The sequence below is a fragment of the Chryseobacterium sp. VD8 genome (assembly GCF_037149975.1).
Lineage (GTDB): Bacteria > Bacteroidota > Bacteroidia > Flavobacteriales > Weeksellaceae > Chryseobacterium > Chryseobacterium indicum.
On the sequence record NZ_JBBCQL010000013.1, the window covers coordinates 24,586 to 37,828 of the forward strand.

The 13,243-nt window shown below is 33.5% G+C and carries 14 protein-coding genes; 5 read left to right on the forward strand and 9 right to left on the reverse strand.

Annotation, left to right across the window (positions count from 1 at the left end):
- Positions 1-78: 78 nt before the first annotated feature.
- The 5 genes from WFK35_RS23260 to WFK35_RS02915 form a co-directional block, all read right to left on the reverse strand.
- Positions 79-258, reverse strand: coding sequence for a bacteriocin-like protein (locus tag WFK35_RS23260; RefSeq protein ID WP_431306835.1), 180 nt, complete (start codon positions 256-258; stop codon positions 79-81).
- A gap of 25 nt (positions 259-283) precedes the next feature.
- Positions 284-445, reverse strand: coding sequence for a bacteriocin-like protein (locus tag WFK35_RS23265; protein ID WP_442891985.1), 162 nt, complete (start codon positions 443-445; stop codon positions 284-286).
- 104 nt (positions 446-549) lie between these two features.
- The gene (locus WFK35_RS02905) at positions 550-2,070 is read right to left on the reverse strand and encodes a thioredoxin domain-containing protein (protein WP_336731250.1); all 1,521 of its coding nucleotides are present in this window, start codon (positions 2,068-2,070) and stop codon (positions 550-552) included.
- A 116-nt stretch (positions 2,071-2,186) separates the two neighbouring features.
- Positions 2,187-3,284, reverse strand: a complete 1,098-nt coding sequence (locus tag WFK35_RS02910; protein WP_336731251.1) for a TlpA disulfide reductase family protein — start codon at positions 3,282-3,284, stop codon at positions 2,187-2,189.
- A gap of 114 nt (positions 3,285-3,398) precedes the next feature.
- Positions 3,399-3,638, reverse strand: coding sequence for a bacteriocin-like protein (locus WFK35_RS02915; protein ID WP_336731252.1), 240 nt, complete (start codon positions 3,636-3,638; stop codon positions 3,399-3,401).
- A gap of 247 nt (positions 3,639-3,885) precedes the next feature.
- Here WFK35_RS02915 and WFK35_RS02920 point away from each other — a divergent pair, with 247 nt between their 5' ends.
- Positions 3,886-4,254, forward strand: a complete 369-nt coding sequence (locus tag WFK35_RS02920; RefSeq protein WP_336731254.1) for a helix-turn-helix transcriptional regulator — start codon at positions 3,886-3,888, stop codon at positions 4,252-4,254.
- A gap of 439 nt (positions 4,255-4,693) precedes the next feature.
- Here WFK35_RS02920 and WFK35_RS02925 read toward each other — a convergent pair whose 3' ends face one another.
- From WFK35_RS02925 to WFK35_RS02940, 4 genes are all read right to left on the reverse strand, one after another.
- A complete protein-coding gene (locus WFK35_RS02925) occupies positions 4,694-5,653 on the reverse strand; it encodes a DUF3810 domain-containing protein (RefSeq protein ID WP_336731255.1) in 960 nt (319 codons plus the stop codon).
- A 91-nt stretch (positions 5,654-5,744) separates the two neighbouring features.
- Positions 5,745-7,190 carry a sugar MFS transporter gene (locus tag WFK35_RS02930; protein WP_336731257.1) on the reverse strand — a complete coding sequence of 482 codons (1,446 nt, stop codon included), beginning with the start codon at positions 7,188-7,190 and terminating at the stop codon, positions 5,745-5,747.
- A 41-nt stretch (positions 7,191-7,231) separates the two neighbouring features.
- On the reverse strand, positions 7,232-7,960 hold the full coding sequence (locus tag WFK35_RS02935; RefSeq protein WP_336731259.1) for a lysophospholipid acyltransferase family protein: 729 nt from the start codon (positions 7,958-7,960) through the stop codon (positions 7,232-7,234).
- 3 nt (positions 7,961-7,963) lie between these two features.
- Complete coding sequence (locus tag WFK35_RS02940) at positions 7,964-8,422, reverse strand: GtrA family protein (protein ID WP_336731260.1); 459 nt, start codon at positions 8,420-8,422, stop codon at positions 7,964-7,966.
- Positions 8,423-8,655: 233 nt separating this feature from the next.
- Between WFK35_RS02940 and WFK35_RS02945 the strand changes: the two genes are divergently transcribed.
- From WFK35_RS02945 to ruvA, 4 genes are all read left to right on the forward strand, one after another.
- Positions 8,656-8,922 (forward strand): hypothetical protein, encoded by a 267-nt coding sequence (locus WFK35_RS02945; RefSeq protein ID WP_087710611.1) that lies wholly within the window; start codon positions 8,656-8,658, stop codon positions 8,920-8,922.
- 200 nt (positions 8,923-9,122) lie between these two features.
- The gene (locus WFK35_RS02950; RefSeq protein ID WP_336731261.1) at positions 9,123-9,974 is read left to right on the forward strand and encodes an ATPase; all 852 of its coding nucleotides are present in this window, start codon (positions 9,123-9,125) and stop codon (positions 9,972-9,974) included.
- 23 nt (positions 9,975-9,997) lie between these two features.
- Entirely contained in the window at positions 9,998-12,292 is a 2,295-nt protein-coding gene (locus tag WFK35_RS02955; protein ID WP_235132889.1) for an NADP-dependent malic enzyme, read from the forward strand.
- Between the two features lie 173 nt (positions 12,293-12,465).
- A complete protein-coding gene (gene ruvA / locus WFK35_RS02960; RefSeq protein ID WP_336731262.1) occupies positions 12,466-13,050 on the forward strand; it encodes a Holliday junction branch migration protein RuvA in 585 nt (194 codons plus the stop codon).
- Positions 13,051-13,243 lie beyond the last annotated feature (193 nt).

Sequence of the window (13,243 nt, forward strand, 5' to 3'; positions counted from 1 at the left end):
TCGCAGGCTAAAAGAACAATGTCTGGATTTAATATTTAATAAATTTGGATCCACTTGACATTCAGCCATTAGCTGAAATTAATAACAATATCTATTACAATAGCGAATGCAAAATCCTCCAGAGTCAGGATCATTTGTACATTCAGATTGCGAGATATAGCACTTTACAGAAGCAGCCTGTCCTTCAGCGCATTCTTTAGTAATTCCTCCTTTTACAGATTTCAAATTTTCTCTTGAAAGTTTTTTTAGATTTTTCATGATATTTTATATTTTAATTGATTTTTTAAAAAGTGACGCATTGCCCGTCAACACGACATCCAAAGTCATCAGTTCCGCTTAAGCATGGAGTAAACCCTCTGGAGTTACAAAACTTTGTATGTTCTTGTGTATATCCTCCTTTTACAGATTTTAGATTTTCTCTTGAAAGTTGTTTTAGATTTTTCATAATATTAATAATTTGTAGATTTCCTACTCTCTTTAAGCTTTTCGGATTCCGCTTTAAATTTTTCCTAAATTAGTGAATTTTGTATTACCAAAATTAATTATTAATTATATTTCTTCGTCTTCAGATAATTCATCAATAAAATAGTAAATATCTTCACGATCATATTTATCCGGGAACTGATAGCCGTTGATCAAAATGATTGGTGTAAAATTTAATCCTGCATTTCTGTTTTCTTCAGACATTTCTACAAGCGGAGTCAGGTCTTCCTGAGTGGAAGTAATTCCTGCTTTTTGTCTTACTTTGTTTTCATCTTTATTTTCAAACCAATATTCTATAAGATGCAGAAACTCCTGTGATGATTTGTTTCTGTAGGTATACATGAAATCTGAAATCAGATTGGTGAATTTCTCATTCTGTTTATCCGGAGAATAATTAAATCTCATTTGTACAGAAATCTCATTTGGATATTTTGTAAGCAAATTCTCAACAATTTTGTGAGCATCTTTACAAAATCCACAGTATGGATTTGAAACAATTGATAAGTGCAGTTTGGCATCTTTACTTCCTACAAAAAAAGTTTCATTATCAGAAAATGTTACTTTTTCGTTTTCTAAAAGTTCTCTTTTGAAAAGTTCATAATTTCTTTTAAATCTTAAATTTTTTGCGTTTGATTTTTGTAGTGTTTCTTTTTCTTCAAGCGTGTTGTTAAGGTATAACACCATTGAAAACACAGCAATCCACAAAATAATACCAAGCAAAGCTGTTTTCAGATCAAAAGATATAAGCGGAAAAAGTAAAACACTGATTAAGATCTGAGCTGTTAAAACAGAAATAATTAAAAGACATACACGGCAGAAAGTTTTTTCAACAAAGCCCTGAACATACAATGAATAGCCGATTGCAATAACAGAAGCAAATGTGAAACCTTTAATAAGAAGCGAAGTTACAGGAAGAAATAATCCTAAAATGGTAAGACCAACAAAATAGATCAGGGAAAAATCTGAAAACTTAAGCCCTAAAATACTTGTTTTATCCTGAGTAATGATTTTGTTGCATGAATTTACAGCCTGATTTCCTGCAGTATCGCCACAAATACTTCCGATAACGGTAGAAGTATTTCCAAATTTCTGGTTAAAAAGTTCTAAAGAAATATAAACTCCAACCAGCGATAAAACGTTGAACACTGCTTCATACCATGCTAAATTAATTGCGGAATAAATTAGAACGACCGCAAAAATAGCATAAATAAAAGGTTTATAACTCGTCACGGTTTTTTGCTCCACTTTATCTTTTTCAAAAAGTAAAACAAAGTCTGTCGATTTTTTGTGCAGTTCTTCTTTATTTAACGTCTTTGCTTTATCTGAGTAAATAGAATATTGTGTGCCGTTTTTTTTAACGAGCGAAAACGAATTATCTACTATGGTAATAAACTCTTCAGGAAGTTCATCCCAATATTCTTTATCTAATTCGTAAGCATCATTACGTACGCCCATGAAATTTAACGTATCGCTGAAAGCCAGAGCAGAAGGATAATTTGGGTGTGAGTTGAACTGAAAAAGGAACTCCTGTTTGTCGAGTTTTAGATAGTTAATGAGTTTGTCCAATAGCATATTAATATTTTTCATTAAAAATAAGCAGATGTTTGAAAAAAACAAATACTTTTTTCATTTTAACGTGATTTATGTTTATTTTATTGCTTGTGAGTATATTATATTCAATTTTATAAAGAATTTGAATCTTTTTACTTCTTATCATCGATAAAATCCAGCAAATCTTTCTCTGAGGATAGACCGACAGTAGACCTTAAAATCTTAGAATTGTTATCAAGAAGAACAGTATATGGAATCGCACCATTTAATCTGAAATGCATCTGAATTTTTTCATAGTTTGGATCTTTTCCATTGATGATGAATTGCTTCCAATCCATTTTTTCTTCATTGAGTGCTTTTTTCCATGCATTTTTATCTTCATCAATTGAGATGGAAATAAATTCTAATGATTCATCTTTTTTACTGTAGATGTTTTTCAAAAGAGGGATTTCCTCTCTGCAAGGTCCGCACCAACTTGCCCAGAAAACAACCAGATGCTTTTTATATTTTGAATCCAAAATAGCAGATTTCTCACCGCTGATATTTTCCAATGATGGAAGCGATGTATTTTTCTCGGTGTATCTTTTTTTGTTGTAGGCGGATAAATTTTTAAAAGTTGTACTTTGAGTAATTTCTCCTTTGAAGAGTTTTAAAAATTTGTCAACCTGTTCTGGAGCAAAACTATTTTTATTCTCATTAATTTTATCTAATAAATAATATGAAAATGGGTATTGTTTTACTTTATTTTCTATAATATTAATGATTGATGGGGTTGCATCATCAAAATTAAATATGGGATCACCCGAATTAAAAAAAGCAGTTGTTTGTTCTCCTATTTTTAATTTTGGGCTGTAAACAAATATGACATCTTTAGGAGGCATTATATTGGTAGGCTTATATTCTGCAATACTTCCGTAAACTTCAATTAAAGGATCAGTCATAAAAACAGAAGATCCCCATTTAGGAACATTAGTTGGAAACCCGAAAACTCGTTTCACGTTTTTTTTATCAATGTGAAATATTCCAATATACTCTGGAATATTTGATTGGTTCTTATATTTTAACTCAAATTTCCCATTAGATGTAGGTATGCTATCTAATTTATTTAGCATGGATTCTTTGAATATATATAATGTTCCATCTGGTAAATTAGGAATATTACCTTTGATTATGGTTTCATTTCGATTCTTTGAGCAGGATATAGCTAAAAAAAAAGCGAAAAATATTAAATTAAAAAAATTCCAATTCATATTTATTGTATAAGAGATGCTGTCTCAAAATACTTTTGGCAGTTCAAAATAATAATTTATTTAACTATAATGAATCTTCATTAGTGTTTTTTAAAACAGCATCTTTTTTAGTTTTTAGCAACGTGAAACACCTCCATTTGAACTTAAAGGAACATCTCCTAAACCTGCATTACAAAAACTATGCTTAACAGGAACTGATAACTCATCTGTTATTGGCACCATTGTTATTGTATAATTACAAGTTCCAGGGTAATTTATCCATGTTCCGTTAGGAGCTTGAATAGATAAGGTACATGCCTTTCCTCCATTAATTTCTTTCAAATCATTTCTCGAAAGTTTTTTAAAATTTTTCATTTGTTCATTTTTTTTGTATTAAATAATTTATTTTGTCATACAATCCCTGACATAGGGTTTTACTGATCACTTTTTCATCTATATCTGTACATATATAAATGAATTTTTTAAAGCGCTTTATCAATATTGATTTTCAAAACTATGAAAAAATATCTCACGACGAATGGATAAAAATTGCAATTTTCTTGCAATTTTTTTGCAGATTTTGCGTTTGGTTTTTTATAAATTTGCAAAATAAACACGGAGGATGATACAACAAAAACTAAAAGACCTTAGAAAACAAAGAAAACTATCTCAACAAGCCATAGCAAAAATATTATCTACAGATCCTTCCAGCTATTCGCGTAAAGAAAATGGGAAATCAAAAATTTATGATGACGAATGGGAGAAACTGGCAAAAGCTCTTAATGTTTCTGTTGATGATATCAAAGAATCTGAGTTTTCAGAAATTGTTTTTAATGATAATTCAAGCTTTAACGATAATTTTGGAAATCATAAGTCAAACTATAATATACTGAATTCTGTTCTAGAAAACTTAGAGGATTATATTTCTCTGCTTAAAAGAGATATAGAATTACTTAAAAAAGAAAATGAGATTTTAAAATCTCAGAAATAATTCAAAGATATTTTCTGATTGTATTTAGTTAAAAATTGAGAAGCAAAAGATACTTCTCAATTTTTTTTATTTTGTGAATTGCTTTTTAAAGTGATAAAAGAAAGTGTTGTTAGTAAAATAACATCGGACACCCTTTATTTTTAAGATCAAAAAGTTTAAATCTTGATTAATAAAGGAAAATTTAAAGAATATTAAATTAGAATTTTGTGTGTTCTGTAGAAATTTATTCTGAATCCAAACAATTTTATATGAACTCATAAAAACTTAAAAATTCATAAAGTTTTCATAAAGTTTTTAAAAAAAGTAAAATTACTTTTGTATTTCTGAAAAATATCGTACTTTTACATCGCCTTGAATGAGGGAACAAGTCAAGGTAATAAATTTTTTTTCATCATTTGTGTTTTTAGAATCGTATCGCCTGATACGATTCTTTTATTTTTCAGATCTCTTCATAATTCAGTAGAAGATCAATAAAATAGGAGTAGGTAACTGATCCTTCCTGTTGATTGCTTTTCAGGAAAAGATTATTTGTAAAGCCGAAAAAGTCGTCCAGCAATCCCTGATGTTTTAAGACAAAAGCCTTTTCATTAGCTCTGTCTTTTTTCATGGAAGCAGAATAATTCTTCAGAACAGATTTTACAAATTCAGGATCTTTATCTGCTATAAAATTCAGCAGGCTTTTTAAAGTGAAATATTCTGTGCTGTACCGAAGATCTGTATTTTCCGAATGAATTCCGATAAGATATCCCACAAAATTTGCTTCCTGCTCTCTTGCGAAACCAAGCTGATGTGAACTTTCATGAGCAGAAGTAAAAGGAATTAAACTGGGAGGTAATTGTGAGTTATATTGTGCTTCCGCTGTGAACGGATTGTAATATCCCAGAATTCCGGTAAAATTCATGATGTTTTTAAATAAGCTCGGCTTAAATGAATTAATGTCACAAGCCCTTTTATCTGAAATGCTTTTCGGAAGCTTTGTCTGCTGATAAAGAATTTCTCCCTGAACAGCTTTTAAATCTTTTATGATAAATATTCCGTTTTTATTTTGGGAAGTGAGTTTTCGGGTTTCCTTACATAGCGCAAGATATTTTAACGAAAGTAATTTGGCTTTTTCAACAGTTGGTTCTTTCTTGCTGGAAAGTTTCTCAATAACGGGAGTCTGAAAGTATAGCATCCCCCAAAATATCTGGTAACAAAAATAGAAGATGTTTATGCTCACTAACATTTTTAATAAAGAAGAATTTCTGCGTTTCTTTTTAAATGATGTAATAATACAATACAAAAGAAAAATTCCCAACAAAATATAAAGCACATCTCCAAAGGAAAAAGGTATCCACGAAAAGATAATCTGATGAACTGATTTCTGGATTTCAAATAAATTTTCAAAAAAAGAAATCATGATTGCAGATTTCGAGAAGGCATAAAACAAAAGAAATTGGGCAAGTAATAAACCTGCCCAAAACCTTTTTTTATATCGTATTTCTGTTTTCTTAGTGACCACTTCCTTTCGTGATTTTGTCAAGATCAATTCCCTGAGATTTCAATATTCCGCTTACTCTTACTGCATAGAAAGCAAGATAAGCAAAACAGATTACACCTACAATATAGCTGAAGTGAATATTCGTCATATCGGCAACATACCCCTGAATGAAACTTACAATTCCTCCTCCCATAATCATCATGATCAGGAAGCCTGAACCTTGGTTGGTGTGTTTTCCAAGCCCATTGATTGCAAGAGCAAAAATACACGGCCAAAGCGTAGAGCAGAATAAACCTACACTTGTAAAAGCGTACACGGAAACCATTCCGGAAGTAAACATTCCTATAAGTAATGCAGTGATTCCTGCAACCGAGAAGATCAAAAGCATTCTTGCCGGATTTCCTTTACTCATAATATCGCAGATAATCATCGCAATAATAATCAATCCGTAAACATAGAAATGAGACAGATCGTGCTTTGCAATGGCATTTACCAATAAGAATACACCAAATGCAAGATAAGGAGCTAAAAATCGTAAGATTTTTTTGAAACCTGCACTTACATCAAAAGCTTCAACCGCACCTGTCCAACGACCAATCATCAAAGAAGCCCAATATAAAGAAATATAAGGTGCCACGTCTTTCGTTTCAAAATTTAAACTTTTTTCCATATAGGCAGGAAGGTTAGAAGCGGTAGAAACTTCTACACCTACATAAACGAAAATAGCAATCATTCCTAAAATTAACTGAGGATATTGAAAAGCAGATTTTCTGTGGTCTCCTTTTACCATATCATCCTTAGTTTCTGTATTCGTAGGTGTTATAGCGGGAAGCGAAGAAAATTTAAGCATGATTGCAACCAAAACAAAAGCTACCCCCAGAATAAGATAAGGAACTTTTACACTTTCAACACTTACATCATTATTCGCTGCTGCTGCAGAACCGAAAATAGCAAAAGATACAATCAGTGGACCGATCGTTGTTCCCAGATTATTAATTCCTCCTGCCATTGTTAATCTTTGAGAACCTGTTTCAGAAGGTCCAACTTCAATGGCTAAAGGATTGGCTACAATCTGCTGTAGCGAAAAGCCTAATCCCACAATAAATAATCCGGAGATCATTAAAGGGAAAGAATGTGTATTAGCAGCAGGATAGAACAGTAAAGTTCCCGCTGCGGAAATAAGCAGTCCTACGATAAGACCATTTTTATAACCAATTTTATTTACCAAATCCTGCTTTAATCCCGCAGAGATCAGCATATAAATTAAAGAGCCGACTGTATATGCCACATAGAAGCATATCTGTACAAGCATACTTTCGATTTGAGATAAATTAAAGGCTTTTTGAAAAACCGGGATCAAAATGTCATTACTTGCCGCCACAAATCCCCAGAAAAAAAATACAGTAACCAATGGGATAAATTGTCCCCAATTAGTTTGTTTAGAATAATTTGACATATTTGTTGAAAATTTCTGAAAACAAATATATATTATTTCTATTAATTATAGTGTTGTAAGAGTGTTTTTTTTATTGTCTCAAAAGAAGATAATTTAAGATCTCTTGGTGAATCTGACGGATCTAAGACACCGTTATAATATACTTTTGCTTTGCCGGGATAACCTTTTGAGTTGTCAAATGGGAAAATTTCCTTTAATCCGATGAAAGTAAAAACGACGATAGGAGAGTTGTGTTTTGAAGAAAGTGTAAATGCACCATCTTTGAATTCATCCAGAATAATAGAAGTATCATCCGGAACACCGCCTTCAGGAAAAATAACAATGCTGTTTCCTTCTTCCATTTTTTCGGCACATCTGCGGTAGACATCGGCGCGGCTTCTTGCACTTTTCCGGTCTACCATTACACAGATCCTTTTATATATAGTACCGAAAATCGGAATTTTTACCAGTTCTTTTTTTCCTACAAAACAAATAGGGTGATCTGCACATAAAATGCACATCAGCATAATATCCATAATTGAAGTGTGATTGGATATGAAAACGTACTGTTGATTTTTGTCCAGTTTATGATCAGAAAGTTTTGTAAGATCATATCGAAGCCCCATCCCGAAAAACATACAGTAACTCCACCACCGTACAAACCGGTAAGCATATTTATAATGCTTTTTATTAAATGATAAAATATAAACGGGGATTCCGAAAAGGATGGTGAAGACAAATGCCAAAATCAGCATCCAGAATCTCCAGAGGTAATTTAAAACTTTCGTCACAGCCTATCCTTTAAAGATTACTTTTTTCTTGATGGAATAATTTAAAACCGAAACCAGAAGAATAGCCGCAATTTTACTGATCATTTCCGGACTCAGAGTATAAATAATCAAATCTATATTATCCTTAAATATGTAGCTGTAGAAAATCTGGAAAAAACCGAGACTTAATAAAGTCGAAATAAAAGAAACCATCATAAAATATGCAAATTCTTTTCTTTTGGAATGTTTTCCTCTTTCGAAAACAAACCAGATGCTCAGGAAATAATTGGAGATGATTCCGCAGCTTGTGGAAAAAATATTGCTCAGCGGATAATGGATTCCGTGGAAATTGGTTTCGCGCGGAAAAAACTGAGGAAGGGAAGTGCTGAAGAGTTTAAAACTCCCGATTTCCACAACCGCACTGAGTCCTCCTGCAATGATGAAGAACAAAACCTGTTTCTGACGTAGTATTAAATCTCTCATCCGATTTTTATGATATGCAAATTTATAATTATATGTTAAACCGATAAAAAAAGATGTTAAATATTTTTTTAGATTCAAAATTATTTCTAAATTTAATTTTCAGAATGATGTAAACCTGACCTGATAATAAATTCATTTTCAACTATTTGTGTTGATGGTTTTTTCTATCTTGTAATGCGCGATTAGAAGCATACGATCAAAAAATTTTACGACCACATTTTAACAATATTTGTATGAAACGTCAAAACAAATACAGAAAATTCCAGCTTCAGCAGCAAAATATTGAAGCTCTTGAAAGAGAAAATTCACGCTTCAAACGTGTCTATTCCGAGTATGAAAATATGTCTAATGAACTATGGAATCTTGAAAATGCAACAGACGAACCTGTTCCCGATGACTTCATCAATGCCATGATTCTTCAGACCTCTTATCTGGAAGATGAAATTGAGGATTGGCTGATCCAGTTTAACGATAAAAAGACAACAGACATAAAACAATAACAATGCATCTGGAAAAAAATTACTGAAAGAGAGCTTTACCAATTAGTGGGCTCTCTTTTTGTTTGTTCTATGTTCATTTTAGTTTGTACAAAAAAGAGTACAGATTTGCTATACTATAAATAACACATATGTCATGTTCAGAATCCATCATCTTACAAGATAAATTCATAATTTAGCATCCTTAAACTAAAATGTAAAATATGGTTGCTATTGTTGATAGTGGTTCTACAAAATCCGACTGGGTAATTTTGGACGATTTTAAAAAGGTCTTTCTGAAAACAGAAACCATTGGTTTCAACCCAAACTTCATCAACAAAGAACTTATTGTTCCTGAAATTGAAAAAAATACAAGTCTTAGCACCGTTAAAAATTCGGTCACAAAAATTTATTTTTATGGTTCCGGATGTGGTGTTCAGCAAAATTGTGATATCATTATAGAAGAACTGGGTAAAGTATTTATCGGTGCAGAAATTATTGTTAAGGAAGATCTTACAGCAGCAGCTTATGCGGCTTACAGAGGAAAACCCGCAATTGTCTGTATTTTGGGAACGGGTTCCAATTCTTGCTATTTTAACGGAGAAACCATTAAAATTCAGTTGCCTTCTCTCGGATTTCTTGTAGGAGACGAAGGAAGCGGAAGCGCGATCGGAAAACAACTGGTAAGAAGATTCTTTATGCAGAAACTTCCCGCAGATCTCTCATCGGAGTTTGAAGAAACGTATAAGCTGACCGTAGAAGAAGTCCTGAAAAATATGTATCACACTTCAAGGCCGAATGCATATTTGGCAGATTTCAACAAATTTGTAGTGGAAAGAAAAGATCATCCGTATTTACAGAAAATGGTTCATGATGAAATGCTTAGCTTTTTTGATTATCAGGTTCTGCCTTATATGGAATCCAGACATGCTGAGATCAATTTCATCGGATCAATAGCCTATTATTACGAAGATATTTTACGTTCTGCAGCGGCAGAGCTTAATCTTACTGTGGGACAGATTGTTCAGAAGCCTATCGAAAGTCTGGTAAGCTACCACATTCAATATATATTATAATTAAAAACAACAAAATTCATTATATGTCAAGTAAAACCCACCGCGACGAAAAGAACTTTAATCAGGCGGCTTTAGATTATCATAAAGCCGAACCTAAAGGTAAGATCGAAGTGATCCCTTCAAAACCACACTCATCTCAGAGAGATTTGTCATTGGCGTATTCTCCGGGGGTTGCAGTTCCTTGTATGGAAATCCACGATAAGCCGGAAACGGTGTACGACTACACCGGAAAAGGAAATCTGGTAGCTGTTATTTCAAACGGTACCGCAGTTCTTGGTTTGGGAGATATCGGAGCAGAAGCTTCGAAGCCGGTAATGGAAGGGAAAGGTCTTTTGTTCAAAATTTTTGCGGACATTAACGTTTTCGATATTGAAATCAACGAAAAAGATCCTGATAAATTCATAGAAATTGTAAAAGGTATTGCTCCTACGTTTGGAGGAATCAACCTTGAAGATATTAAAGCTCCCGAAGCGTTTTATATAGAACAGAGACTGAAAGAAGAGCTGGATATTCCTTTGATGCACGACGATCAGCACGGAACAGCAATTATTTCCGCAGCAGCATTAATCAACTCACTTCAGATTGCCAATAAAAAGATCGAAGAAGTGAAAATGGTGGTGAACGGAGCAGGAGCAGCAGCCATTGCATGTACCAACCTTTATATTTCTCTTGGTTTGAAAAGAGAAAACGTCTTAATGTGCGACAGCAAAGGAGTAATCAACCATAAAAGAGAAAACCTCACTCCCGAAAAAATCGATTTTGTTGCTCATACAGATATCGAAACATTGGAAGATGCCGTAAAAGGTTCAGACGTTTTCGTCGGATTATCAAAAGGAAATGTAATGACACCGGAAATGTTGCTTAGTATGAACGAAAACCCTATCGTTTTCGCATTGGCAAATCCGGATCCGGAAATTGCCTATAATGTAGCAATTGAAACCCGTAAAGATGTCATTATGGCAACAGGAAGAAGCGATTATCCTAATCAGGTTAATAACGTTCTCGGTTTCCCTTACATTTTCCGTGGAGCATTGGATGTTCAGGCAAAAGGAATTAATGAAGCAATGAAACTGGCGGCTGTTCATGCCATTGCAGATTTAGCGAAAGAGCCTGTTCCGGAAGCAGTAATTTTAGCGTATAATATTCAGAATCTGCAGTTCGGAAGAGAATATTTTATTCCGAAACCGTTTGATAACCGTTTAATTACGAAAGTTTCAAGTGCTGTTGCAAAAGCTGCCGTAGAAAGCGGTATTGCCAGAAAAACAATTACAAACTTCGAAGAATACGAAAACAGCCTTCTTGACAGAATGGGAAGAGACGAGAAGCTGGTAAGAATGATGCAGAACCGTGCAAAAGCCAATCCGAAGAGAATTACTTTAGGAAACGCAGAAGAATACAATGTTCTGAAAGCTGCACAGATCTTATATGAAGAAGGAATTGCGTATCCGAGTCTGTTAGGAAATAAAAAATACATCAAAGAGCAGATGGAACATTTCGGGATCAATCTTGATATTCCGATTATTGATCCGAGCGATGACGACCAGAAAGAAAACAGAAAAAAATACAGAGAAACACTTTGGAAACTTCGTCAGAGAAAAGGAATGAACGAATATAAAGCAAAAAGATTCGTTCGCCAGAGAGATTATTTCGGTCCTTTGATGCTGAAACATGGCGATACGGACGGATTAATCGTTGGTTTCTCTAAAAACTATACTTCTGTTTTAAGACCTGTTTTAGAAGTAATTGAAAAAGATAAAGGGGTTGATAAAGTAGCAGCAATGATGATGATCCTGTCTGAAAAGAAACCCATTTTCTTCGCAGATACTTCCATCAATCAGAATCCTACAGCAGAAGATCTGGTAAATATTGCTAAAATGGCAGAGTTTACTGTAAAATCTTTTGCCATCGAACCGAGAATTGCCATGCTAGGATTTGAAAATTTCGCAGCCATCTCCGAAACTTCAAAAAAAGTAGCTAAAGCAGTAAGCATCCTTCACGAAAAATATCCGAAAATGGTCGTAGATGGAGAAATTCAGCCGGATTTCGCTATGAATTCAGATCATTTAAGCGATTATCCGTTCTCAAAATTAGGAACAACGCCTGCCAATACATTCATTTTCCCGAATCTTGAAAGTGCCAACTTATCCTACAAGATCATCAGAGGAATGAAAGTAGCACAGGTAATCGGACCAATTCTGATGGGGCTGAAACAGCCGGTTCACGTTCTGCAGATGCGTTCCAGCGTAGATGAGATTGTAAACCTTGCCACCATTGCGGTTCTGGATGCCCAGAGAAGAGAGAAAAAAGATAAAAAGTAAACAGAAGGTTAACAATATTTGAAACAATTAAAAGACTCCGGATTTCGGAGTCTTTTGTTTTTGGAAGCAATTGTTAAAATTATAGTTAAAAATTAAGTTAAAAATCATTCGCGCGTGAAATGAAAACATAACTTAGTTTAAATTACTATATTTGGGAGTTATAAAAATTAATAATGATATTTTCACTTCAAGGCATTGTTCAGGAACTTACGCCTACCTACGCAGTAATCAACGTACAAGGAGTTGGTTACTATGTAGGTATCAGTTTAATGACTTCACAGACCCTCACAACCAATAAAGAAACCTTTCTTTTTATTCAGCAGATTATTCGGGAAGACGCCCATTTATTATTTGGATTTAACACTCGTTCAGAAAAAGAAATGTTCAATCTGTTAATAAGCGTTAATGGAGTAGGAGCGGTTTCAGCACTTATTTTACTATCCACTTTAAGTCTTGATGAGATTGCTTCCGCAATATTATCAAAAAACAGCGCACTCATTCAGAAAGCGAAAGGAATCGGTGCAAAAACAGCTGAAAGAATTATTGTAGATCTTAAGGATAAAGTGCAGAAATACAGCGATCCGGAAGAAAATATTTCCACATTTGCAAATAATAAAATCAAGGAAGAATCGTTATCTGCATTAGAAGTTTTGGGCATTCCGAAGCGAATGAGTGAGAAGCTTGCAGATAAAATCATGAAGCAGGATTCTGATATTTCAGTAGAAGAGTTGGTAAAACAAATTTTAAAAAACATTTAACATTTGGTGGCGAATAATAAATATTTCAATATAATTCTGTTCCTGTCGTTTTTACTTGTGTCAACATTTACGTTTGCGCAGAGGCGGGCTACAGCAAAAGTAAGCGATACCGCAATTATCAAAAAAGATTATCAGTTGGCAGATCCTACACAGTATGAAGCCTACTATGATATAAAAACAGGAATGTATTTCG

Excerpts from the sequence above, each read along its gene's own strand:
- ruvA (WP_336731262.1), top strand. The coding sequence starts at position 12,466 with ATGATATTTTCACTTCAAGGCATTGTTCAGGAACTTACGCCTACCTAC.
- WFK35_RS02925 (WP_336731255.1), bottom strand. The coding sequence starts at position 5,653 with ATGATTTCTTTTTTTGAAAATTTATTTGAAATCCAGAAATCAGTTCAT.
- WFK35_RS02905 (WP_336731250.1), bottom strand. The coding sequence starts at position 2,070 with ATGAAAAATATTAATATGCTATTGGACAAACTCATTAACTATCTAAAA.
- WFK35_RS23265 (WP_442891985.1), bottom strand. The coding sequence starts at position 445 with ATGAAAAATCTAAAACAACTTTCAAGAGAAAATCTAAAATCTGTAAAA.
- WFK35_RS02945 (WP_087710611.1), top strand. The coding sequence starts at position 8,656 with ATGAAACGTCAAAACAAATACAGAAAATTCCAGCTTCAGCAGCAAAAT.
- WFK35_RS02955 (WP_235132889.1), top strand. The coding sequence starts at position 9,998 with ATGTCAAGTAAAACCCACCGCGACGAAAAGAACTTTAATCAGGCGGCT.
- WFK35_RS02940 (WP_336731260.1), bottom strand. The coding sequence starts at position 8,422 with ATGAGAGATTTAATACTACGTCAGAAACAGGTTTTGTTCTTCATCATT.
- WFK35_RS02950 (WP_336731261.1), top strand. The coding sequence starts at position 9,123 with ATGGTTGCTATTGTTGATAGTGGTTCTACAAAATCCGACTGGGTAATT.
- WFK35_RS02930 (WP_336731257.1), bottom strand. The coding sequence starts at position 7,190 with ATGTCAAATTATTCTAAACAAACTAATTGGGGACAATTTATCCCATTG.
- WFK35_RS23260 (WP_431306835.1), bottom strand. The coding sequence starts at position 258 with ATGAAAAATCTAAAAAAACTTTCAAGAGAAAATTTGAAATCTGTAAAA.
- WFK35_RS02910 (WP_336731251.1), bottom strand. The coding sequence starts at position 3,284 with ATGAATTGGAATTTTTTTAATTTAATATTTTTCGCTTTTTTTTTAGCT.
- WFK35_RS02920 (WP_336731254.1), top strand. The coding sequence starts at position 3,886 with ATGATACAACAAAAACTAAAAGACCTTAGAAAACAAAGAAAACTATCT.
- WFK35_RS02915 (WP_336731252.1), bottom strand. The coding sequence starts at position 3,638 with ATGAAAAATTTTAAAAAACTTTCGAGAAATGATTTGAAAGAAATTAAT.